This window comes from Maribacter sp. HS (assembly GCF_048059195.1).
Lineage (GTDB): Bacteria > Bacteroidota > Bacteroidia > Flavobacteriales > Flavobacteriaceae > Maribacter > Maribacter dokdonensis.
This window is the reverse complement of sequence record NZ_JAYLVV010000009.1, coordinates 285,518-306,956: the sequence shown is the minus strand read 5'-3', so window position 1 is coordinate 306,956 and position 21,439 is coordinate 285,518. Positions and strand designations below refer to the sequence as shown.

Here is a 21,439-nt window from a genome sequence, read left to right as displayed (position 1 = left end):
ATTATGAAGGTTAATACTTGTTTTCATTGCGGAGATCCTTGTGATAGGCAACAGATCACTTTTGAAGAAAAGTCTTTTTGTTGTACCGGTTGCAAGACCGTATATGAAATTTTTTCATCTAACGACCTCTCCCATTATTACGAATTGCAAGAAGCGGCCGGTTCTACACCAAAAGCCATAGAAGGCAAATATGATTTTTTGGATAATGAAGATATCATAACCAAACTACTAGAATTTAATGATGGCAACATACATATCGTTAATCTTTATATACCCACAATACACTGTAGTTCATGTATCTGGATTTTGGAAAACCTGAACAAACTGAACAACAATGTAACGAACTCTCAAGTAGATTTTCCAAAGAAAACCATTAGGGTTACCTATAAAAAAGAATTTGGATTAAAGTCCCTAGTTTTACTCTTGGCAAAAATTGGATATGAGCCTTATATATCTTTAGAGGATTTTGAAGCAAAAAAGAAAGCGACCGATAGAAGCCTGATATACAAACTTGGTGTTGCAGGCTTTGCTTTTGGCAATGTTATGTTTTTATCTTTCCCGGAATATTTTGACCTGGGTTCCAGTGCGGCTTCCGGTGGTGAATTTTGGCTTAACCAGTATCAAGGTCTTTTTCGGTGGATGATGTTCGTTTTTTCATTACCTGTAGTCTTTTATGCCGGATGGGACTATTTTGTATCGGCTTTTAAAGGGCTACGTGCCAAACTCTTAAATATTGATGTGCCCATTGCTTTAGGCATTCTAGTGCTTTTTCTCAGAAGTACTTTTGATATTGCTTTTGACTTGGGTAGCGGATTTTTTGACTCACTTACAGGGTTGGTTTTCTTTCTTTTACTCGGCAAATTCTTTCAACAAAGAACCTACAGTTTTCTATCTTTTGAGCGAGATTATAAGTCCTATTTTCCTATTGCCATTACCCGTTTGAACACAGACGAAACAGAGGAGACCGTGCCTGTTCAAAATATTGAAAAAGGGGATCGCATATTGATCAGAAACGAAGAAATGATCCCTGTAGACGGCACCTTGGTATACGGCAGTGCACAAATTGATTATAGTTTTGTATCCGGGGAATCTGAACCTGTAAAAAAAGAAATTGGCGAACAATTATTTGCCGGTGGAAAACAGTTAAATGGTGTTATTGAAATGGTAGCCTTAAAATCGGTTTCGCAAAGTTACCTTACACAATTATGGAGCAATGCCGTTTTCAAGACAGATAAAACCACCACTTTTCAAAACCTGACCGATAGTATTGGTAAGCGTTTTACCATTGCTGTACTTACTATTGCTTTTGTATCTACCACCTTTTGGTTATTCCATGACCCTACTAAGGCCATGAACGTATTTACGGCGGTATTGATCATTGCTTGCCCATGCGCCATTGCTTTAGCTTCTCCTTTTACCTTAGGAAATATGCTGCGCATTTTTGGAAAGAAAAAATTCTACATTAAAAATACCCAAACCATTGAGCAACTAGCCAAAATAGATACTGCCATTTTTGATAAAACAGGTACCATAACCACTAGTCAAAAAAGCACTGCTTATTATGAAGGCATGCCTTTGACCCCAGAAGAAGAATCCCTTTTAAAGAATACCATAAGGGCATCTAACCACCCTTTAAGCAGATCTTTATATGATCTACTTAAAGAACAGAATATCATTACCTTAGATGAGTATGAAGAGCATATTGGTAAAGGACTTGAAAGCAGTAAGGGAAACATAAAAATGAAAATTGGATCGGCAAATTTTGTTGGCAAAGCAATCCCTAAAAATATGCTTGACACCTCTATGTATATTAGTGCCAATAACAATTATAAAGGCAGGTATGTTTTTCAAAATCAATATCGTGAAGGGTTATCTACTACTTTCAAGAATATGTCGCAGACCTTGAACCTGGCAATTTTATCTGGGGACAATGAGGGAGAAAAAACTAGATTGGAAGCTTTGTTACCCAAACTTACCCCCTTATTCTTCAATCAAAAACCAGAGCATAAATTAGCTTTTATTAAAACATTGCAAAATCAAGGCAAAAAGGTGCTTATGGTTGGTGATGGGTTAAATGATGCCGGCGCATTGGCACAAAGTAATGTAGGTATCGCCATATCTGAAAACATCAATGTCTTCTCCCCCGCATGTGACGCCATCTTAGACGCTTCTAAATTTCAAGAGTTGTACAGTTATATACTTGCATCTAAAAAAGCGATACGTATTATTAAAATGAGTTTTATGCTATCGCTGCTCTATAATTGCGTGGGCTTATATTTTGCGGTAACCGGACAGCTAGAACCTGTAATTGCCGCTATTCTTATGCCATTAAGCTCTATTAGTATTGTTGCATTTACTACAGTCATGACAAATTTTATTGGTAGAAAATTGTCTTAATCTGAATCCAAAAAAATACGTGTACTTAAATAATTTCAAGGTATGTACAGACAAACCTCATGAACAGGTTTGCCATACTACATTCCTTTATTTTTTTGATGATAACACCCACTATTTCAAACTTCAACAAAACATACGTAAAACATTATTTATCAATATTTTAAATATCAAAAATCAACCATAAAATCTTCTCCTCTTTTATATTTTTTAAGAAAAAAATCAAAGTATGACAATTGTCATTTTCTAAGGTAGCCTACCCCCCTAAATTTACCGAATAATTAAGATTGGTATGAGTGTAATCTATGTTTTATTGGCAATTAGCCTAGTGGTCGCAATTATCTTTTTTGCCGCTTTTATCGTATCGGTCAAAAAAGGACAATATGACGATGCTTACACACCTTCTGTAAGAATGCTATTTGAGGATGAATTGGTAAAGCCAAAGAAAGTGAAGAGTGAAGTAAATAAATGAACGGGTGGAACATATGCGAATAAATTAGAGTCTATTCTCTAAATTCTTTTCTCTATGTTCTCCAAATAATAAAAATAAAATCCAACTAAATAAACAAGTATAATTATGGAAGTACAGCAGTTTTATTACGATAACAAAATCGTGAAAAATTTCCTTTATGCAACCATGTTTTGGGGTATTGTGGGTATGTCCGTAGGCTTATTGTTAGCCTTTATGTTCATGTTCCCTAATTTAACCGACGGCATATCATGGTTAAGCTTTGGTCGTCTAAGGCCTTTACATACCAATGCCGTTATTTTTGCATTTGTAGGTAATGCCATTTATGCGGGTGTCTACTACTCTACCCAACGTTTGTTGAAAGCTCGTATGTATAGCGATTTTTTGAGCAAATTCAACTTTTGGGGCTGGCAATTGATTATTGTAGCCGCCGCCATTACCTTACCCTTAGGGTATACTAGTTCTAAAGAATACGCTGAGCTAGAATGGCCAATAGATATAGCCATTGCCGTTGTTTGGGTCGCTTTTGGTGTTAACCTCATAGGTACCATGATCAAAAGAAGACAACGTCACCTTTATGTGGCCATTTGGTTCTATTTGGCTACGTTTGTTACCGTTGCGGTACTCCATATTTTCAATAGCTTAGAACTACCGGTTACGGCATTAAAAAGTTATTCTGTTTACGCAGGTGTGCAAGATGCATTGGTACAATGGTGGTATGGGCATAATGCGGTTGCTTTCTTTTTAACTACACCATTTTTGGGGCTTATGTATTATTTTGTACCTAAAGCGGCAAACAGACCTGTCTACTCCTATAGACTGTCTATTGTTCACTTCTGGTCGCTAATTTTTATCTATATATGGGCAGGTCCGCACCATCTATTATATTCCGCTTTGCCAGACTGGGCTCAGAACTTAGGGGTTGCCTTTTCCATCATGTTATTGGCTCCATCCTGGGGTGGTATGATCAACGGATTATTGACCTTACGTGGAGCATGGGACAAGGTACGTACTGATCCTGTTCTAAAATTTATGGTAGTCGCTATCACCGGTTATGGTATGGCAACTTTTGAAGGTCCCATGCTTTCACTTAAAAACGTAAATGCCATTGCCCACTTCAGTGATTGGATTATTGCCCACGTGCATGTAGGTGCGTTGGCATGGAACGGTTTCTTGACCTTTGGTATGATCTATTGGTTAGTACCAAAAATGACCAAGAAGAAATTATTCTCTACCCCATTGGCCAACTTCCACTTCTGGATCGGTACACTTGGTATTATACTTTATGCCTTACCAATGTACGTTGCCGGGTTTACACAGGCCCTAATGTGGAAAGATTTTAATCCTGATGGTACTTTGGTCTACGGTAACTTTCTAGAAACCGTAAACGAGATCATGCCTATGTATTGGATGCGTGCCATTGGTGGTAGCCTTTATATTGTTGGTGCAATTGTAATGATATACAACGTAGTACGCACTATTAAAGCTGGTAGCGTTATTGAAGATGAACTAGCCGAAGCTGCTGCACTTACACGTGTATCTAAAAGAAGAACCGCTGGCGAAACCTTCCATACTTGGTTAGAGCGTAAGCCAATTCAATTGACCATTCTGGCTACTATTGCCATATTAATTGGAGGTATCATTCAAATTGTACCTACCATTTTGGTAAAGTCCAACATCCCTACCATTACAAGTGTAAAACCATATACACCTTTAGAATTAGAAGGTCGTGACCTATATATTCGTGAAGGCTGTGTTAGCTGTCACTCTCAAATGGTACGTCCATTTAGAAGTGAAGTGGAACGCTATGGTGAGTACGCCAAAGCTGGGGAGTTTGTTTATGACCACCCGTTCCTTTGGGGTAGCAAACGTACAGGGCCGGATCTATTAAGGGTTGGTGGCAAATACTCGGACAACTGGCACTTAAACCATATGTACGATCCACAAAGCACCTCATCTGGTTCTATAATGCCCGCATATGCTTGGCTGGTTAGAAATGAGCATGATAGAAGCGATATACAAGCAAAAATGGAAGCTATGGTCAGTTTAGGTGTTCCTTATACAGAAGAAGACATTGCAAGTGCAGTAGCTTCAATGGATGCGCAAGCAACACAAATTGAAAAGAACCTGTACAGCGATCCTGATTTTGCAAAGACTTATGAAGCCGATAAAAAATATGCTGCAGAAAATGGAGAGGATTTTATAGAAATGAGAGATCGTGAAATTGTTTCCCTAATTGCTTACCTACAACGTTTGGGTACGGATATAAAAGTGAAGGAAACTGGAGAACTATTATCTGATAACAAAAACTAAAAGTCATGTTCAAATTTGTAAAAGGTTACATGGAAACTATTGATGGTGTAGCTACCTACCCCATGATATCATTACTAATCTTCTTTGTGTTCTTCACATTGTTATTCTGGTGGGTCATAACGGCATCAAAATCATACATAAAAGAAGTTAGCGAATTGCCTTTAGAAGAAGATAACCAACTAAATAACGAAATATGAAAAATACTACAGCTTGGTGGTTGAGAATAACCGTGGCCTTCTTCTTGGTCATCGTACTTATGGAAATTTATATTGATAGTGGCGATAAGCCGGCTTTTATAGCCTACCCTACTTTAATGTTCGGTTTTATGACACTTATCTTATTGCTATTAATTGCAATTGCCTTCATTGTTCAAGCTATTGAAAATGTGCTTTATAATACTTTAGATGATGAAGCCAAAGTAAGATACTTGGCAGAGAAGGAAAAAAAGTGGGAATGGACCTGGGGTAAAAAAATGTATGCCAAAATGTTGGGCAGCAAGCCAATAGAGTCAGAAGAGGAAATTATTCTTGACCATAACTATGATGGTATACGTGAACTAGATAACAATTTACCCCCTTGGTGGGTATATCTTTTCTACGCCTCTATTGTTTTTGGGGTAGTTTACTTGGCTCGCTTTCATGTCTTTAACGATTATGACCAAGACCTTGAATACGAGCAAGAAGTGGCTGCCGCCCAATTAGAAATTGAAGCGTACAAAAAAACCGCTAAAGATCTTGTTGATGCCAGTACTGTTGAACTATTGACCGATGCGGCAGACCTAAATGCAGGTAAAGGCATCTTTGAAAGTAACTGTGTTGCGTGTCATATGGCTGATGGTGGCGGTGGTATTGGTCCAAATTTAACCGACAACCATTGGATTCTTGGCGGTGGCATTAAAAATGTGTTCAACACCATATCTGAAGGTGGTCGTGATGGTAAGGGTATGATCGCTTGGAAACAAAACCTGAAACCTGCTGAAATTGCGCAAGTAGCTAGTTATGTATTAAGTTTTCAAGGTACCACACCGGCAAACCCCAAGGCACCTGAAGGTGATATTTGGGAAGACCCTAACGCCCCCATTGAAAATAGTACAGAAGAAGTTGTTGCACCAGAAGTTGCAATCGACTCGGCTGCGGTAACTATGAACTAAATTTTAGTGCAAGGGAAATGCCTTGTACATGCTGTTAAAAAGATAAAATGTCACAAGATCAAGATCATTTCAGGGATTCTATCGGAACCATAAAGGAAGATGGAAAACGGGCTTGGGTATTTCCAAAAAAACCCAGTGGCAAACTTTATACATATAGAAAGTATGTAAGCTACGTATTACTTACCTTTTTGATCGCGTCTCCTTTTATCAAAATAAACGGCAACCAATTTTTAATGTTCAATGTGCTGGAAAGACGATTCAACATCTTTGGATTTCCGTTTTATCCGCAAGACTTTCACCTTTTTGTCATCTCCATGATCATTGGTGTAGTTTTCATAGCTCTATTTACCGTTGCTTTTGGACGCATTTTCTGCGGATGGATGTGCCCACAGACCATATTCATGGAAATGGTGTTCCGTAGAATTGAATATTGGATAGATGGTGATCGTGGTGCTCAAATGCGATTGGACCGACAAGAATGGAATGCTGAAAAAATCAGAAAACGTGCCTTAAAATGGTTCATCTTTTTTATTATATCATTCATTATAGCCAATGTATTTCTTGCTTACCTAATAGGTAGTGATCGCTTGATACAATACATTACCGACGGACCTGCACAGCACATTAGTACCATGGTATCATTATTGATTTTCACCGCGGTATTCTATTTTGTATTCGCATGGTTTAGGGAACAGGTTTGTATCATTGCCTGTCCATATGGTCGTATGCAAGGAGTGTTATTAGATAATAAATCTATTGTCGTTGCCTATGACCATAAACGTGGCGAAGCTGAAAACGGCAGAAAAAAATGGCGTAAAAATGAAGACAGAGCAGCTTTGGGTCATGGGGATTGTATAGATTGTTTTCAATGTGTGAATGTTTGCCCAACTGGTATAGATATTAGAAACGGAACACAGTTAGAATGCGTAAACTGTACAGCATGTATTGACGAGTGCGATACGATCATGGAAAAGGTAAACCTGCCCAAGGGATTAATACGTTATGCCAGTGAAGATGAGATTACCAAAAAGGAAAAGTTCAAATTTACGCCTCGCTTAAAAGGATATACCGCTGTTCTAGTGATTTTAACAGGTGTTCTTATTGGTATGATGTTTTTAAGAAATGACCTTGAAGCAAATATTCTAAGGTTACCTGGGCAGCTATATGAACATAAGGAAGGAAACATCATTAGCAATGTTTACACCTATAAATTGTTGAACAAAACTACAAAGGCGGTTGAAAATGTTCATTTTGAACTCATCTCACCCAAAGGAGAAATTAAACTGGTTAGACATGAGAATTTTGATGTTGAACCAGAAGCCCTGGCTGAAGGTACTTTGTTCATAGAAATCAATGCATCTGCGCTAAGCGGCGATAAGAACAACCTTAAAATTGGAGTGTATAGTAACGATAAATTAATTGAGACTACTACGGCTCGTTTTTTAGCACCACGTAGTTATAAATAAATATAGCATCATGAAAATTAATTGGGGTACCGGTATTGTAATAGCTATTATGGCTTTCATTAGTTTTATTATGTTTTTTGTGGTTAAAATGACCACAAGTCATGATGCCAACCATGATCTCGTGACAGAAGAATATTATAAAGCAGAGCTTGGCTATCAAAAAGAAATAGATGCGGAGACCAATGCACGTGCAGCGTCGTCACAAATAAGACTCAAAAAATCTCCAGAGGGTTTACTCGTTATTTTTCCCGATGGATTTAATGATACCAATATCAATGGTATCGTATCCCTTTATAGACCTTCCAACAAGAATTTGGATTTTAATTTGCCCATTAGTTTATCCAATTCACAATTGCTCATACCGGACAATCAATTGTTGGAAGGTCGTTGGGATATAAAAATTTTCTGGGAATATGCCGGTAAAGAATTTTTACATAAAGAAAGTATAACCTTATAAACCATGTTATTATCTGCCCTAATACTAGGTCTTATGGGAAGTTTGCACTGCGTAGGTATGTGCGGACCCATTGCCTTTATGCTTCCTGTAGATAGAACAAATAATTATAAAAAATTCGGACAAATATTTATCTATCATTTTGGTCGTTTATTGGCTTACGGCATTATAGGTCTTGTATTCGGATTATTGGGTAAAGGGCTTTCCATCTTTGGTATACAACAGAAACTTTCTATTGCTATTGGTATTATAATGATCCTGATCGTTTTGATTCCGTATCAGACTTTCAACAAGTACAACTTGTCCAAACCTATTTACAAAGTCATATCAAAAGTTAAAAATCAACTGGGAAAAGAGCTTAAAAAGAAATCGCCCGATACATTTTTAACCATTGGTTTTCTAAATGGTTTTTTACCTTGTGGTTTAGTATATATGGCTCTTTTTGGTTCTATTGCTATGGGTGATGCTTTGCAGGGCAGTTTATATATGATGCTTTTTGGCGTTGGTACTTTACCCCTAATGACGGCTGCCATTTATTTTAGCAACTTATTAAAAGGAGGCATTAGACAAAAAGTGCAAAAAGCCATTCCCGTATTTGTAATTATTATTGGTGCGCTTTTTATTCTTAGAGGTCTTGGCTTGGGTATTCCTTATGTATCCCCTGCTCCAGTTACCCAATTGGTATCTAGTGCTATAGAATGTCATAACTAATGACGATAACCAAATAAATTGAATCTTATGAAACCGCTACCGAACGAAATAGTGCTTCGCCCAAGGTTTCAAATGCAAGTGACCAAACCTAAGGAATTTATAATATCTAAATTTGAACATGCCGCCAAACCTCCTTTTCTTGTCAAGAGATTGGGCGAACATATTTTTATCAAACTCAATGAAAGGCAAAATCATTTTTGGTCGCCACAACTACACTTAGAATTTGAGGATAAGGATGATGGCAGTTGTAAATTATATGGCATTTTTGGACCTAACCCTACCCTATGGACCTTCTTTATGTTTGTTCACTTTGTCATTGCAACCCTGTTTATCATTGTAGCAATATGGGCATATTCCAGTGCATCTTTATATAAAGAATATCATATTCAAATCATCATCATGATAGTACTTATTGCGCTGTGGTTTGTTCTCTATTTTGCAGGTAGACGCGGTAAAAAGAAAGGACAACCTCAAATGCAGCTATTATTTGATTATATGCAGAATGTTCTTACAGCTTAAATTTTAATGGTTGAAAACTCATTATTATATTTAAAACACCAAAAAAAACAACCAACCACTACAAGCATGAATTATAAGTTACTCTTATCGGTAGCATTTATCGTCATATCCGCTACCATTAATTTCGCACAAGAAAAACCTGAAGAACCAAAGGGTGTTGACAATATTGCCTATAAATGGGGGAAAATGGCTTTGGATGCCACCGCATCGGACACAGAGAAATTTAAACCCAGACCTACCATTACATCTCGCTACTTGGGTTTGATCTTTACTTCTATCTTTGATGCCTGGTCTAGATATGATGAAAATGCCATTCCTGTTTACTTGACCAATATTGATAGAAGGCCTTTAACCGAACAGACCCTTAAAAACAAAGAAATAGCAATAAGCTACGCTGCTTTTGGTGCTATGAAAGAATATTACTATTCCGATACCAAAATGTTCAGGGAATTCATGGTTGAATTAGGTTTAGATCCTGACAATACCTCTACAGACCCAACAACGCCTGAGGGTATTGGTAATTTATCTGCCAAAACAGTAATAGATGCAAGAAAAAATGATGGCAGCAACCAATATGGCGAAGTGAAAGGCTCTAACGGAGAAGCTTATTTTGACTATACTCATTATAGCCCAGTAAATACCGCAGATGAAAGTACCGATATCAATCGTTGGCAACCAAAATATTTCTCCGATGGTAACGGTGGTCAATATGCCCCAGGATGTCTTACACCATACTGGCAAAAGGTTAAACCGATCACTATGTCATCTGCCGATCAATTTAGACCGGGACCACCACCAATGGTTGGTTCAGAGCAATTAAAAGAAGAAGTAAAAGAAGTGGTCGACTTACAAGCCAACCTTTCTGATGAGGACAAAGCTCTGGTGGAATTTATGCGAGACGGTCCCCAATCTGTGCAACAGGCAGGACACTGGCTTAAATTTGCACAAGACGTTTCTCGCCGAGACAATCATACATTAGACCAAGATGTAAAAATGTATTTCTTAACGGAAATTACGGCGATGGATGCTTTTATTGCTTCTTGGGATTCAAAAATGTTCTATGATTACGCAAGACCTTATGCCCTAGTACATGAATACTATAAGGATAAAAAAATAAAAGCCTGGGGCGGACCAGGTAATGGAATAATTGAAATGAACGGACAGGAATGGAGGCCTTATTCCCCAGATATTTTTCTTTGTCCACCATTTCCAAGTTATACTTCCGGTCATAGTACCATTAGCGGTGGTTGCGCAGAAGTGTTACGTTTATTTACCGGTAACGATTATTTTGGAGAGTCTGTGGAACTAATTCCCGGCAGCTTAACCGAAATAGATACGGCGTATTATGGAAAGCCCGTGACCATTACCTTTCCTACATTTACCGAAGCTGCAAATATGGCAGGCATATCTAGGGTTATGGGCGGTTATCATATACAAGCGGATAATGTTGCAGGGTTAAAGTTAGGGAGAGATGTTGCACAGCAAGCTTGGAAATTTTACAATGAGCACTTAGGAAACTAAACCATCATCTAACGTATATAAATAAACAACCCCAAGGATAAATTTCCTTGGGGTTGATTTTGTGTATAGGCTTTGGTTAGCTGCTATATTTTAAAGGTAATCACGGGTATTCTTGCATGGTTGACAACATCTTCCCCTATACTGCCATTAAACAGATGTGAAATTCCTTTTCTACCATGGGTAGGCATTGCAATGGCATCTGCTAAAATGGTATTACCATAATTTAAGATTCCTTGCTCTACACTATAATCATTGTAGATTTCAACCTGAACGGCGGCATTCGCTTTCGTAAGAAACTTATTTATTTTTTGATATGCATCCCTATTGCTCATAAAGGCATCATTAGGCGTATTTATGAACACTACTTCCATTTTAGCATTGATCATATCTGCAAACTCTCTGGCTTTTTGAAAAGCCGGTAAGTTATCGTCATTGAAATCACAGGCAAATACAAATCTATCAATGCTTAGGCCATTTACTTCACCTTTTACGACCAATACCGGTACAGTAGCATTTCTAACTACCTTTTCGGCATTTGAACCAATGAATATTTCTTCAAACCCACTAGAACCATTAGAGCCCATTACTATTAAATCTGCATTGTGTTCTTCTGCAATAGCATCCAACTCACTGTAAACTTTATAATGTTTAATGACCGGTGTCACTTTTATACCGTCTAAATATGGTTTTTGTAGAAACTCTTCCAAGTTTTTCTCTGCCAGTTTTACTAAAAAGACGGTCTGTTCTATATACATACCATCCGGTGAGGTCAATATGGCTTGGTTAAGTTCTAACATATGCACCACAAAAAGTTCCACATCATGCTTTTTAGCCAGATCCGCAGCAGCTTTTAAAGCGTTTTCCGAAGGTTCTGAAAAATCTGTAAGTACTATAATTTTTTTCATGATTTTATATTTAGTAATTAAACTGACGGCGATATACTTAAACGGTCATTGAAAACAACCGAGTATTTGGCTTTTTCTTTTGTAAAGGCAAATCAAATGCCATACACACATTTCGCACAAATGGTCTACCCTTTTCTGTAATGGTTAAACTATTTTCCTTAACGGTTACAATTCCATCTTCTTCCAATTCTTTAAGTCGATCTAGAATGTCATCCATTTGCGGTAGATATAGTTTAAAGGCTGTCCAAGTTGTTTTAAACTGGCACATTAAATTTAAGATATGCCTTCTAATTATTTGATCTTCATCCGTTAAAATATGTCCTCTATATAACGGTATAATATCATTTTCCACCAGATTTTGATATTCCTCTACATTTTTCACGTTCTGTGCAAAACCAAACCAGCTATCACTTATACTAGAAGCTCCTAAGCCTACCATTAAATGGGTATTAAAACTTGTATAGCCCATAAAATTTCTATGTAGACTTCCCTTCTCCATAGCTTGATGTAAACTATCGGTCTCGAGCGCAAAATGGTCCATTCCAATTTCGTGATAGCCAAATTTTAACAAGAGTTCTTTGCCAAGTTCATATTGTTTTCGCTTTTCATCACCAGCCGGTAAATCTTCTTCATTATAGCCTCTTTGCCCATTACCTGCCAACCAGGGCACATGTGCATAACTATAAAAAGCAATACGGTCCGGTTTAAGCTCCTTGGTCTTTTCAATAGTATTTATCACATGTTCAAGTTTTTGATGCGGTAACCCAAAAATGATATCATGACTTATTGATGTATATCCTATTTCACTAGCCCAATCAGTAACATTTTTTACATTATCAAAAGGTTGAATTCTGTGTATTGCTTTTTGAACGGTTTCATTGTAATCCTGTACTCCAAAACTTACTCTTCTGAACCCTACATCATATAATGCTTGTAAATGTTCTTTAGTGGTGTTGTTAGGATGCCCCTCAAAACTAAATTCGGCATCAGAGGCTTTATCGGCGTGTCTTAAAATACCCTCAATTAAAAACACTAAATGTTCTGGACTAAAAAAAGTAGGTGTACCACCACCCAAATGCAATTCTTTTACAACTGGTTTTTCATCGAACATTGCCCTATACAAACTCCATTCTTTTAAGATCGATTTTATATAAGGTAATTCTACATCATGCCTTTTGGTAATTCGCTTATGACATCCGCAGAACGTGCACATGTTTTCGCAAAACGGTAAATGAATATAGAGACTGATACCGGTCATAGAATTACTGGCATGAAAACTTTTTTTCACCGTTTCTTCCCATTTCTTACCTGAGAAGGTATTTACATCCCAAAAAGGTACGGTAGGGTAACTTGTATACCTGGGTCCTGGTACATTATACTTTTGAACAAGCGAGCACATATTTATCTTATTTAATAACAAACATACACGTCATAAAAACCAAAAAATATGATTTATATCAGTTCAATAGAAAAGTAATACCCCTAACTTTTCATGAACATTAAAACAGTTTAAAACATGCTATGTAACCAATGTTACCGTATAGCATATTCAGTTATCATAGTTTTGATATATAAAGTACTTCTATGTTTTTAAAAGGCTCTAAATTGTACAGTATCCTCTTTTTAAAATGCCCTAGATGCCATAAAGGGGAATTCTTTGAAGCTAATCCCTATAAATTAAGTAATTTCAACAAGGTAAAAGACCATTGCCCTAAGTGTAAGTTAAAATACAGCATAGAACCCAGTTTCTATACCGGATCTATGTATGTTTCGTATGCCGTTGGTATTGCCGTTGCCGTTGCAACATATGTTTTGTCCTTGATTTTTAATTTACAACTTTCATTGGTAAGCCTATTCATAAGCATTGTAGTTGTCTTAATACTGACAATGCCATGGATCGCGGCGGTTTCAAAATCCATATGGGCAAACATGTTTTTTACCTATGATAAGAAAATAGCTAAGAATATCAATTAACACGAACATGATCCAAGACTTGACCGCAGCATATGGTAAAACATTCGAAAATGAGCTTATTAATGAAATAGTTCAAGTAGGTACGTTCAAAGAAGTGCCGGAAGGTTTCAAACTCATGGAGATCGGCGACTTTGTAAGGGGTATGCCTTTACTAATTTCTGGTGTTATTAAGATTTTAAGAGAAGATGAAGATGGCGATGAACTACTGCTATACTATCTGGAAAAAGGTGATACCTGTTCCATGACCATGGCTTGCTGCATGGGAGATAACAAAAGTGAAATTAGGGCCATAGCCGAAACGGATACCAAACTGATCATGGTGCCTATACAAAAAATGGAAGAATGGACCACCAAATATAAATCTTGGCGCAATTTTGTATTCAATAGTTACCATGAGAGATTAAATGAGCTTTTAAATACCTTGGATAATATTGCGTTCCAAAAAATGGATGAACGTTTAATTGGTTATTTAAAGGAAAAAGCCAGAGTAACAAAAGATGATATTATTCATAGTACCCATCAAGAAATTGCATATGACCTACATAGTTCAAGGGTCGTAATTTCTAGACTTCTAAAAAAATTGGAAGAAATGGGAAAAATAAAACTACACCGTAACTATTTAAAAATTTTAGATTTATAATACCTCTGTAACCTTTGTTACTGCAAAGGTTTCTACACCGCTCTACTTTTGTGATACTAAATAAATTACATGGAAGTATTGCATATTCTAGGGTATATCAGCGCCCTAATTATTGGTATATCTTTAGGTCTTATTGGCGGGGGAGGCTCCATTCTTGCCGTGCCCGTTTTAGCCTATCTTTTTTCAATTAATGAAAAAGCTGCAACTGCCTATTCTCTCTTTATAGTTGGTGCAAGCGCACTGGTAGGCGGTTATAAACAACATTTAAAAGGTTACGTAGATTGGCGTACCGCTATCGTTTTTGGTTTTCCGGCCATTATAGGTGTAACCTTGGTAAGACATTATGTTGTACCGGCATTGCCTAACATTTTATTCGAAATAGATAGTTTTCAATTTACTCGTAGAATGGCCATGTTTGGGCTATTTGCTATTTTAATGATCCCAGCAGCTTACTCAATGCTAAAAAAAGAAAAATGTATTGAGAATACCGGAACGGTTACCTATAACTACCCTCTAATTTTGTTGGAAGGTCTATTGGTAGGCAGTATTACGGGACTTATTGGCGCAGGAGGCGGATTCTTAATTATACCGGCATTGGTCATTTTAGCAAACGTTGAAATGAAGGTTGCCGTAGGTACTTCATTGATCATCATCGCTATAAAATCTTTATTGGGTTTCTTATTAGGTGATGCAATGACTATGCTTATCGATTGGCAATTTTTAGCGCTTTTCACCTTTCTTTCATTGATAGGCATTTTCATAGGTAGCTACCTTAGCAATTTCATTGACGGTAACAAACTAAAGAAAGGTTTTGGCTATTTCATATTAGTAATGGCCGCTTTTATATTCTACATGGAATTCTTTAGGTAAAATTTTTCTTATGTGACCAATGTCACTGTACACCTGCATTACATAAGATAATTTTGTGGTATTAATCAAAATATATAGTACAATGAAAGTAGAACAAATATATACAGGCTGTCTTGCACAAGGCGCCTATTACATTGAAAGTAATGGTGAAGTGGCTATAATTGACCCGTTACGGGAGGTACAACCTTACATTAAAAAGGCAAATTCCAATAATGCCAAGATCAAATATATTTTTGAGACGCATTTTCATGCAGATTTTGTGAGTGGTCATGTAACGTTAGCTAAAGAAACCGGCGCAAAAATTATATATGGTCCACAGGCCAATCCGTCGTTTGATGCCCATATAGCCAAGGATAATGAATCGTTCACATTAGGCAATGTTACCATTATTGCACTATACACACCTGGGCATACAATGGAAAGTACAACATATTTACTAAAAGATGAACAAGGTAAAGACCATGCCATTTTTAGTGGTGACACCTTGTTTTTGGGTGATGTAGGCAGACCAGATTTAGCACAGAAAATGGGAGAAATCACAGAGCGTGATCTTGCAGGTTTTTTGTATGACAGTTTAAGAGAAAAAATAATGCCACTGGCAGATGACGTAATTGTATATCCTGCCCATGGAGCCGGTTCTGCGTGCGGAAAAAACATGATGAAAGAAACGGTAGACACGCTAGGCAACCAGAAAAAAATGAACTATGCTTTGCGCGCAGATATGACCAAGGAAGAGTTTATTGATGAGGTAATCGACGGATTGTTACCTCCACCGCAATATTTTCCATTGAACGTTAAAATGAACAAAGAAGGTTATGAGGACGTTAAAAAAGTTTTGGAACGTGGTACAAGAGCTTTATCACCAGCTGCTTTTGAAGCGGCAGCCAATGAAACCGGTGCCATTGTTTTAGATGTACGCCATCAAGATGATTTTGCCAAAGGACATGTTCCACGATCCATATTCATTGGATTGAACGGAAGTTTTGCACCTTGGGTGGGCGCCCTGATTGCCGATGTAGAACAACCCATTTTATTAGTTGCTCCTGTAGGTATGGAAAAAGAAGCGGTCACCAGATTATCTAGAGTTGGCTTTGATGGTACCTTAGGATACCTAGATGGAGGTTTTGATGCTTGGAAAAATGCATCAATGGAGTATGACACCGTAAGTCAGGTTAATACAGACGGACTTAAAAAAGCAATTGAGACAGAGAAACCCCCAGTTTTTGATGTAAGAAAAGAATCTGAATTTTTATCTGAACACATCATAGATGCTGTTAATACGCCGCTAGATTACATTAATGACCATTTAACTAAGTTTCCAGACAATAAATTGTTCTACCTACATTGTGCAGGTGGCTATAGAAGCATGATAGCATCGTCTATCTTAAAAAGTAGAGGTATACATAACCTAATTGATGTCAAAGGTGGATTTGCGGCAATAAAAGAAGCTGGTGTTCCCGTAACGGAATTTGTTTGCCCAACTACATTATAATTTGAGTAAAAAGTTAGTCGGTCTTAGTAGGCCGACTTTTCTTTTTGGGTGCAAAACCGTGTACCAGTTGCCCAAAAAAGCTCTTGGGCAAATCGTCATCTCCCGGATAACCTAGTCTTACATTCCCACTATCTTCGGGTATGTAATTGGTTTTAAATATATAATCCCAAAGACTTAAACTAATTCCAAAATTTACACCATATGTTCCTGGAGGAAGTTCATAAGCATGATGGTATAAATGCATTACTGGGTTGTTTAAAACATATTTTAAAGGTCCCCAAGTAATCTTAATATTAGAGTGATTAAAATGACCTATGGCTATAGCGGCAAAATGAACAATATAAGCTTGTTCCGGTTCAAAACCGCCAAGAATCATAACCCCAAATGTCTTTAAAGGTTTATAGAATATATTCTCCATCCAATGATAGCGCAAATGAGCCGCAAAGCCCATTTCCTTTACACTATGGTGCACTTGGTGAAAATTCCATAAAAATGCATATTTATGAAGTAAAACATGGGTAAACCACTGTACAAAATCCAATACGATAAAAAACAGTAATAACTGCCCCCACATAGGCCAGTTAGAGATATCTATAAGTGCTAAACTATTGGCTTTAATACCTATATCTTCAAAGAAAACCCCCAGTATCTTGTAAATTCCACTTATGGCAATGGCAAACAAAAAGAAGTTGAAAAACATATAAAAGCCATCTAACCAAAAGTCCTTTCTAAAAACACCTTGAGTTTTTCTCCATGGAAAAACAATTTCCAATATCCATACGATAAGGGAAATCAAAATCAATCCCCAAAAATAGTTTAGATACCATGGTACGTTAAAAATGATAGATTTCCATGTCCAACTTAACGTTCCGGTAATCGCATTTAAAAAGGCCTCTACATATGCTTCCATTGTCCTCTAACTTTTTGCAAAAATACCTTATTCATATTAATGGTGCTGTAACCAAAGTTACAATACAATTCTTTGTTTTTGGTCAATTTTGACATGACGAATATCATACCAAAGGTGCTCAATTAATACTACTTTGGCTAGTAGCTAATTAGAATGACCATTGCCTTTGGTATAGGTCTAAAAACTTACGACAACATTACATATAACAATACATCAAAAACCATTAAAACTAATATTATGAAAAAAAATATGGGAAGCACAGACCGTTTCATCAGACTTTTTATCGCAGTAGCGTTGTTGACTACTTTCTATACTGATACTGTTACCGGTACTTTAGGCTATATAATGGCAGCAGTGGCCGGTGTTTTAATCTTAACTACTTTTATTAGCTTTTGCCCGCTATATTCATTGTTAGGCATAAATACTTGTAAAATGAGAAAGTAGGGCTAATTATATTTACCATTAACTACCATACCGTTGGATAGTTTAAAAATTGTAATTGAAAATTATATCTAAATGAAACATATCAACCTTATTGAAATATAGGTTTGGGTTGTTCGGAATATTTCCATTTGCAATTTTAGAAGTGATCAATAGTTCTGGTCGTAAATGTTTTAACTTTTTAATAGTAAAGAAAACGTCTAAATTAATATGGGTGTAATCTGGTAATGCGTATTTGTTCAAAGTAGCATCGGTTACGCTACCCTTCCAATGTCTACCAATACTTAAAATAGTTTTTAGATTTAATTCTTCATCAATTATATTAGAGGAATTGATGTAATTGAACACTAACGCATGATTATCAGCTGAGCCTTCGCTACGTTCTCTTTTCTGAAAACTGAACAAGTCTTCTCTACCCCATTCTCTAGGTGATAAAAATTGACCGTTCGGCAATATTCTATCATATCCTAATGATAATAAGCCTACTTTACTTTTATACCCAATTTTTAATCCTACTATGTCCGATGAATTTTGATTGTAATACCTGAGAGAATCTATACTATTACCACCATCACCTACCTTATTTTGATGCAACCACTCCCCTTCTAAACTAATAGTTTTAGATACTTTTAATTTAGGTTTTATATAGACAGCATTAAAGACGTTATCCACATATTGGTTCCAAATATTTACACTAAATTCTTTTGACAGCTTAAATTCCGCATTTGCCATTAACACATAGTCCGATTCAGTATTATCAGCATATGCCGATGCATTGCCATACATATTTCTACCTACGGGATAAGTACCAATACTTTCCCCAATACCATAAAACTCTCCGGTTGACCGCGGTGCTATTTCATTTAAAACGCCCAATTGAAACTTTGCCTTTTCCGCATTAAACCAATACCAAAAGCCTTGTACCAAAGTAGGTATCATTCTGCCATCTTCGGGATTAATCAAAGGAGTATTGATCTTCATTCTACCAAATGTAAAGGTGTGCTTATTTAATTTATATTTCGCATACAGTTCTCCCAATAAAAAAACTGCATCGTTTTCTAAATCCAACCTATCAAACAATCCTTCTTCGTATCTACTAATTCTTCCGGTTGTTACATCTGGTATGGTTAAATCTTGTAACCCTAAATTCGTAGAATTATACAATGCCGCACCTATTTCTAAATTTTCCAATAAATTATACTGATACTTTAGTTTACCTCCGGTTGCCAAAGCATTAAAGTCTTTTAACTCCCCCTTATTTGATGTCATCATATAATACGTACGCCATTGCCCTGAAAGGGTTCCTTTTTTCTTTACCGCTACAGAATCCTGTGCAATAGAAAATATAGGCAAACAAATAATGAACAGATATACAAATCGCATGGGGTTACTTTGTTTTAGTGATTCCGTATTTCTCCTTGTAGAAGTCCATTATAGGTGGAAACGGTCCATATTTATGCTGCTCGGGCGTAAAATCATCTACCCAAGGACCGTAGGGTGTAGATACCGGTTTTAGCTTTTTATCGGGATAATCGTTTTCGGTATTTAGTTTATGTGGTCTGCTAAAGCTGTTAATATAGCCCGCCACATGGTATGCTTCTTCATCGGTTAGCTTAGGATTATCCCAAGTGGCTTGTAAATAGGGCATGTTACTCTTTATAAATTCCGCCGACGTAATTACCCTGTGCATACCCGCTCCATCATTAAAACTATCTTCTCCCCACAATGGTGGGTACGTATAACTATTGTTATCCTCTAGACTTAAAACCCCTGCTCCATTTTCACCATGGCAAATAACACACTCTTTGGTATACACTTGCTTACCTTTTGCTAAATCTACCTTTTCATTTGGAATCTTAATTTTTGGATACCCTTTAAACTCCCCCTTTATATCTTCAGGTAAGCCTTCGCTCAACCAATTCATATAGGCAACAATGGCCACAAGTTTATCTGAATCCGGCGGAAGCATTCTACCGTTCATACTGCGTTCCATACAACCATTAATGCGGTCTTCTATAGTCCCAATTTTATTGCCCCTACCACCAAATTGCGGAAAACGTTCTAAAATTCCCACCCAAGAACCTGAACCTGCCTGGGCTCCTTTTTGTAAGTGGCAATTGGAACATGCCAAGTTGTTACCGCTATACCTATCTTCGGTTTTTGCTGCCCCAGGCCCCATATACCTTGAAGTCTCCGATATTAGGTAATATCCCTTTTTGACTTCAAAAGGCATGTTTTCTATTTCAGAAATGGGATTTTTAGGTTGCCAAACAACTTCTTCTTCCTTTCCACCTTCATTTGAAAATCCAGCGGAAGTATTGGGTTCATAGGTAAAAAGCCAAATAAAAATTAGACCTATTAATACAAACACAATTGTAAACAACCTAAAAAGTTGTTTCGCCAAAATTCGTAATTCACCCATATAAATGTAATCTAACGCTAATTTAAATAACGAATCTATAATTATTGCACCATAATGACAGTAACCCTAGTTACACTTGCGTTAAATACATTAACTTACTTTCATTACTATTCAAAAATGTAGAAATTAGTACTTCTAGATTCAAACCAGTTTTACAATCATTATAAATACCGAAACACATGAAAAAAGCGCTTCTTTTATTAATAACAATTATGGCCATACAACTTACTACCGCTCAGGAATGGACGACCCCGATTATAAACGGTTACGGAAAAATTAAAGAATTCAAAGACGTAGCAGTTCAACCCGATGCTTCTAAAAAATATAATATCGTTTTTGACCTTAAGGATGACCGTGAAATGCATGGTACCAATATTGGTTATTTTAAAATTGCCCGTTTAATAAACATGTTAGGCTCAGGTGGTGTTTCCGCTGACAATATAAATATTGTTGCTGCCATACATGGTGGTGCAACATTCACGGCTTTGAACGACGAAAAATACAAAGCTAAATATGAGAAAGAAAACCCTAATGCAGAGGTTATACAGCTACTGAAAGACTACGGAGTACAATTCTATGTTTGCGCTCAAGCAACAGCTTCTAGAGGTATTGGAGCCGAAGATCTTAACCCAAATACACAACTTGGTCTTTCTGCAATGATGGTGCTGGCCAATTATCAATTAGATGGTTATATCTTAATGCCATAACCAGCGAACCATATGGATTTTTAACACTTTTCTTTTGATTTAGGTAACCTTTGTAACGTAAGAAAAACACACCGTTTCGTA

The 21,439-nt window shown here is 36.9% G+C and carries 21 protein-coding genes; 16 read left to right on the top strand and 5 right to left on the bottom strand.

What is annotated here, in order from left to right; translation table 11 throughout:
- Positions 1–3: 3 nt before the first annotated feature.
- The 10 genes from VBZ51_RS17550 to VBZ51_RS17505 all read left to right on the top strand — a co-directional run bounded on the left by VBZ51_RS17550 (position 4) and on the right by VBZ51_RS17505 (position 10,997).
- The gene (locus VBZ51_RS17550) at positions 4–2,397 is read left to right on the top strand and encodes a heavy metal translocating P-type ATPase (protein ID WP_416577780.1); all 2,394 of its coding nucleotides are present in this window, start codon (positions 4–6) and stop codon (positions 2,395–2,397) included.
- 289 nt (positions 2,398–2,686) lie between these two features.
- Positions 2,687–2,866: a cbb3-type cytochrome oxidase assembly protein CcoS gene (gene ccoS / locus VBZ51_RS17545; RefSeq protein ID WP_058105578.1), complete on the top strand. Its 180-nt coding sequence runs from the start codon at positions 2,687–2,689 to the stop codon at positions 2,864–2,866.
- Between the two features lie 105 nt (positions 2,867–2,971).
- Positions 2,972–5,176 carry a cytochrome-c oxidase, cbb3-type subunit I gene (gene ccoN / locus VBZ51_RS17540; protein WP_416577779.1) on the top strand — a complete coding sequence of 735 codons (2,205 nt, stop codon included), beginning with the start codon at positions 2,972–2,974 and terminating at the stop codon, positions 5,174–5,176.
- 5 nt (positions 5,177–5,181) lie between these two features.
- A complete protein-coding gene (locus tag VBZ51_RS17535) occupies positions 5,182–5,373 on the top strand; it encodes a cytochrome c oxidase subunit IV (RefSeq protein WP_058105576.1) in 192 nt (63 codons plus the stop codon).
- Positions 5,370–6,326, top strand: coding sequence for a cbb3-type cytochrome c oxidase N-terminal domain-containing protein (locus VBZ51_RS17530; RefSeq protein ID WP_215997950.1), 957 nt, complete (start codon positions 5,370–5,372; stop codon positions 6,324–6,326). The genes VBZ51_RS17535 and VBZ51_RS17530 overlap by 4 nt, the downstream gene beginning before the upstream one ends.
- Before the next feature lie 47 nt (positions 6,327–6,373).
- Positions 6,374–7,792 carry a cytochrome c oxidase accessory protein CcoG gene (gene ccoG, locus VBZ51_RS17525; protein ID WP_074674340.1) on the top strand — a complete coding sequence of 473 codons (1,419 nt, stop codon included), beginning with the start codon at positions 6,374–6,376 and terminating at the stop codon, positions 7,790–7,792.
- Between the two features lie 10 nt (positions 7,793–7,802).
- A complete protein-coding gene (locus VBZ51_RS17520; RefSeq protein ID WP_416577778.1) occupies positions 7,803–8,249 on the top strand; it encodes a FixH family protein in 447 nt (148 codons plus the stop codon).
- A gap of 3 nt (positions 8,250–8,252) precedes the next feature.
- Entirely contained in the window at positions 8,253–8,957 is a 705-nt protein-coding gene (locus VBZ51_RS17515) for a sulfite exporter TauE/SafE family protein (RefSeq protein ID WP_058105573.1), read from the top strand.
- A 27-nt stretch (positions 8,958–8,984) separates the two neighbouring features.
- A complete protein-coding gene (locus tag VBZ51_RS17510; protein ID WP_416577777.1) occupies positions 8,985–9,476 on the top strand; it encodes a GTP-binding protein in 492 nt (163 codons plus the stop codon).
- A gap of 66 nt (positions 9,477–9,542) precedes the next feature.
- Positions 9,543–10,997: a vanadium-dependent haloperoxidase gene (locus tag VBZ51_RS17505; protein WP_416577776.1), complete on the top strand. Its 1,455-nt coding sequence runs from the start codon at positions 9,543–9,545 to the stop codon at positions 10,995–10,997.
- 83 nt (positions 10,998–11,080) lie between these two features.
- Here the strand turns inward: VBZ51_RS17505 and VBZ51_RS17500 are convergent, their stop codons facing one another.
- Both VBZ51_RS17500 and hemN read right to left on the bottom strand, forming a co-directional pair.
- Positions 11,081–11,902, bottom strand: a complete 822-nt coding sequence (locus tag VBZ51_RS17500; RefSeq protein ID WP_416577775.1) for a universal stress protein — start codon at positions 11,900–11,902, stop codon at positions 11,081–11,083.
- Positions 11,903–11,939: 37 nt separating this feature from the next.
- Positions 11,940–13,301 carry an oxygen-independent coproporphyrinogen III oxidase gene (gene hemN / locus VBZ51_RS17495; protein WP_071339753.1) on the bottom strand — a complete coding sequence of 454 codons (1,362 nt, stop codon included), beginning with the start codon at positions 13,299–13,301 and terminating at the stop codon, positions 11,940–11,942.
- Positions 13,302–13,486: 185 nt separating this feature from the next.
- Here hemN and VBZ51_RS17490 point away from each other — a divergent pair, with 185 nt between their 5' ends.
- The 4 genes from VBZ51_RS17490 to VBZ51_RS17475 all read left to right on the top strand — a co-directional run bounded on the left by VBZ51_RS17490 (position 13,487) and on the right by VBZ51_RS17475 (position 16,878).
- Entirely contained in the window at positions 13,487–13,876 is a 390-nt protein-coding gene (locus VBZ51_RS17490) for a DUF983 domain-containing protein (protein ID WP_074674346.1), read from the top strand.
- A 7-nt stretch (positions 13,877–13,883) separates the two neighbouring features.
- Entirely contained in the window at positions 13,884–14,516 is a 633-nt protein-coding gene (locus tag VBZ51_RS17485) for a Crp/Fnr family transcriptional regulator (protein ID WP_071339754.1), read from the top strand.
- Between the two features lie 69 nt (positions 14,517–14,585).
- Positions 14,586–15,386 carry a sulfite exporter TauE/SafE family protein gene (locus tag VBZ51_RS17480; protein WP_416577774.1) on the top strand — a complete coding sequence of 267 codons (801 nt, stop codon included), beginning with the start codon at positions 14,586–14,588 and terminating at the stop codon, positions 15,384–15,386.
- 82 nt (positions 15,387–15,468) lie between these two features.
- Positions 15,469–16,878 (top strand): MBL fold metallo-hydrolase, encoded by a 1,410-nt coding sequence (locus tag VBZ51_RS17475; protein WP_416577773.1) that lies wholly within the window; start codon positions 15,469–15,471, stop codon positions 16,876–16,878.
- A 13-nt stretch (positions 16,879–16,891) separates the two neighbouring features.
- Here the strand turns inward: VBZ51_RS17475 and VBZ51_RS17470 are convergent, their stop codons facing one another.
- Positions 16,892–17,788 (bottom strand): sterol desaturase family protein, encoded by an 897-nt coding sequence (locus tag VBZ51_RS17470; protein WP_416577772.1) that lies wholly within the window; start codon positions 17,786–17,788, stop codon positions 16,892–16,894.
- Between the two features lie 153 nt (positions 17,789–17,941).
- Here VBZ51_RS17470 and VBZ51_RS17465 point away from each other — a divergent pair, with 153 nt between their 5' ends.
- Positions 17,942–18,232, top strand: coding sequence for a DUF2892 domain-containing protein (locus VBZ51_RS17465; RefSeq protein ID WP_416577771.1), 291 nt, complete (start codon positions 17,942–17,944; stop codon positions 18,230–18,232).
- A gap of 42 nt (positions 18,233–18,274) precedes the next feature.
- On the opposite strand, the gene VBZ51_RS17460 is transcribed toward VBZ51_RS17465, so the two are convergent.
- Both VBZ51_RS17460 and VBZ51_RS17455 read right to left on the bottom strand, forming a co-directional pair.
- Complete coding sequence (locus VBZ51_RS17460; RefSeq protein WP_416577770.1) at positions 18,275–19,612, bottom strand: OprD family outer membrane porin; 1,338 nt, start codon at positions 19,610–19,612, stop codon at positions 18,275–18,277.
- A gap of 4 nt (positions 19,613–19,616) precedes the next feature.
- Positions 19,617–20,651 carry a c-type cytochrome gene (locus VBZ51_RS17455; protein ID WP_416577769.1) on the bottom strand — a complete coding sequence of 345 codons (1,035 nt, stop codon included), beginning with the start codon at positions 20,649–20,651 and terminating at the stop codon, positions 19,617–19,619.
- Between the two features lie 179 nt (positions 20,652–20,830).
- Between VBZ51_RS17455 and VBZ51_RS17450 the strand changes: the two genes are divergently transcribed.
- Complete coding sequence (locus tag VBZ51_RS17450; RefSeq protein ID WP_058105561.1) at positions 20,831–21,358, top strand: DsrE family protein; 528 nt, start codon at positions 20,831–20,833, stop codon at positions 21,356–21,358.
- Positions 21,359–21,439: the final 81 nt, after the last annotated feature.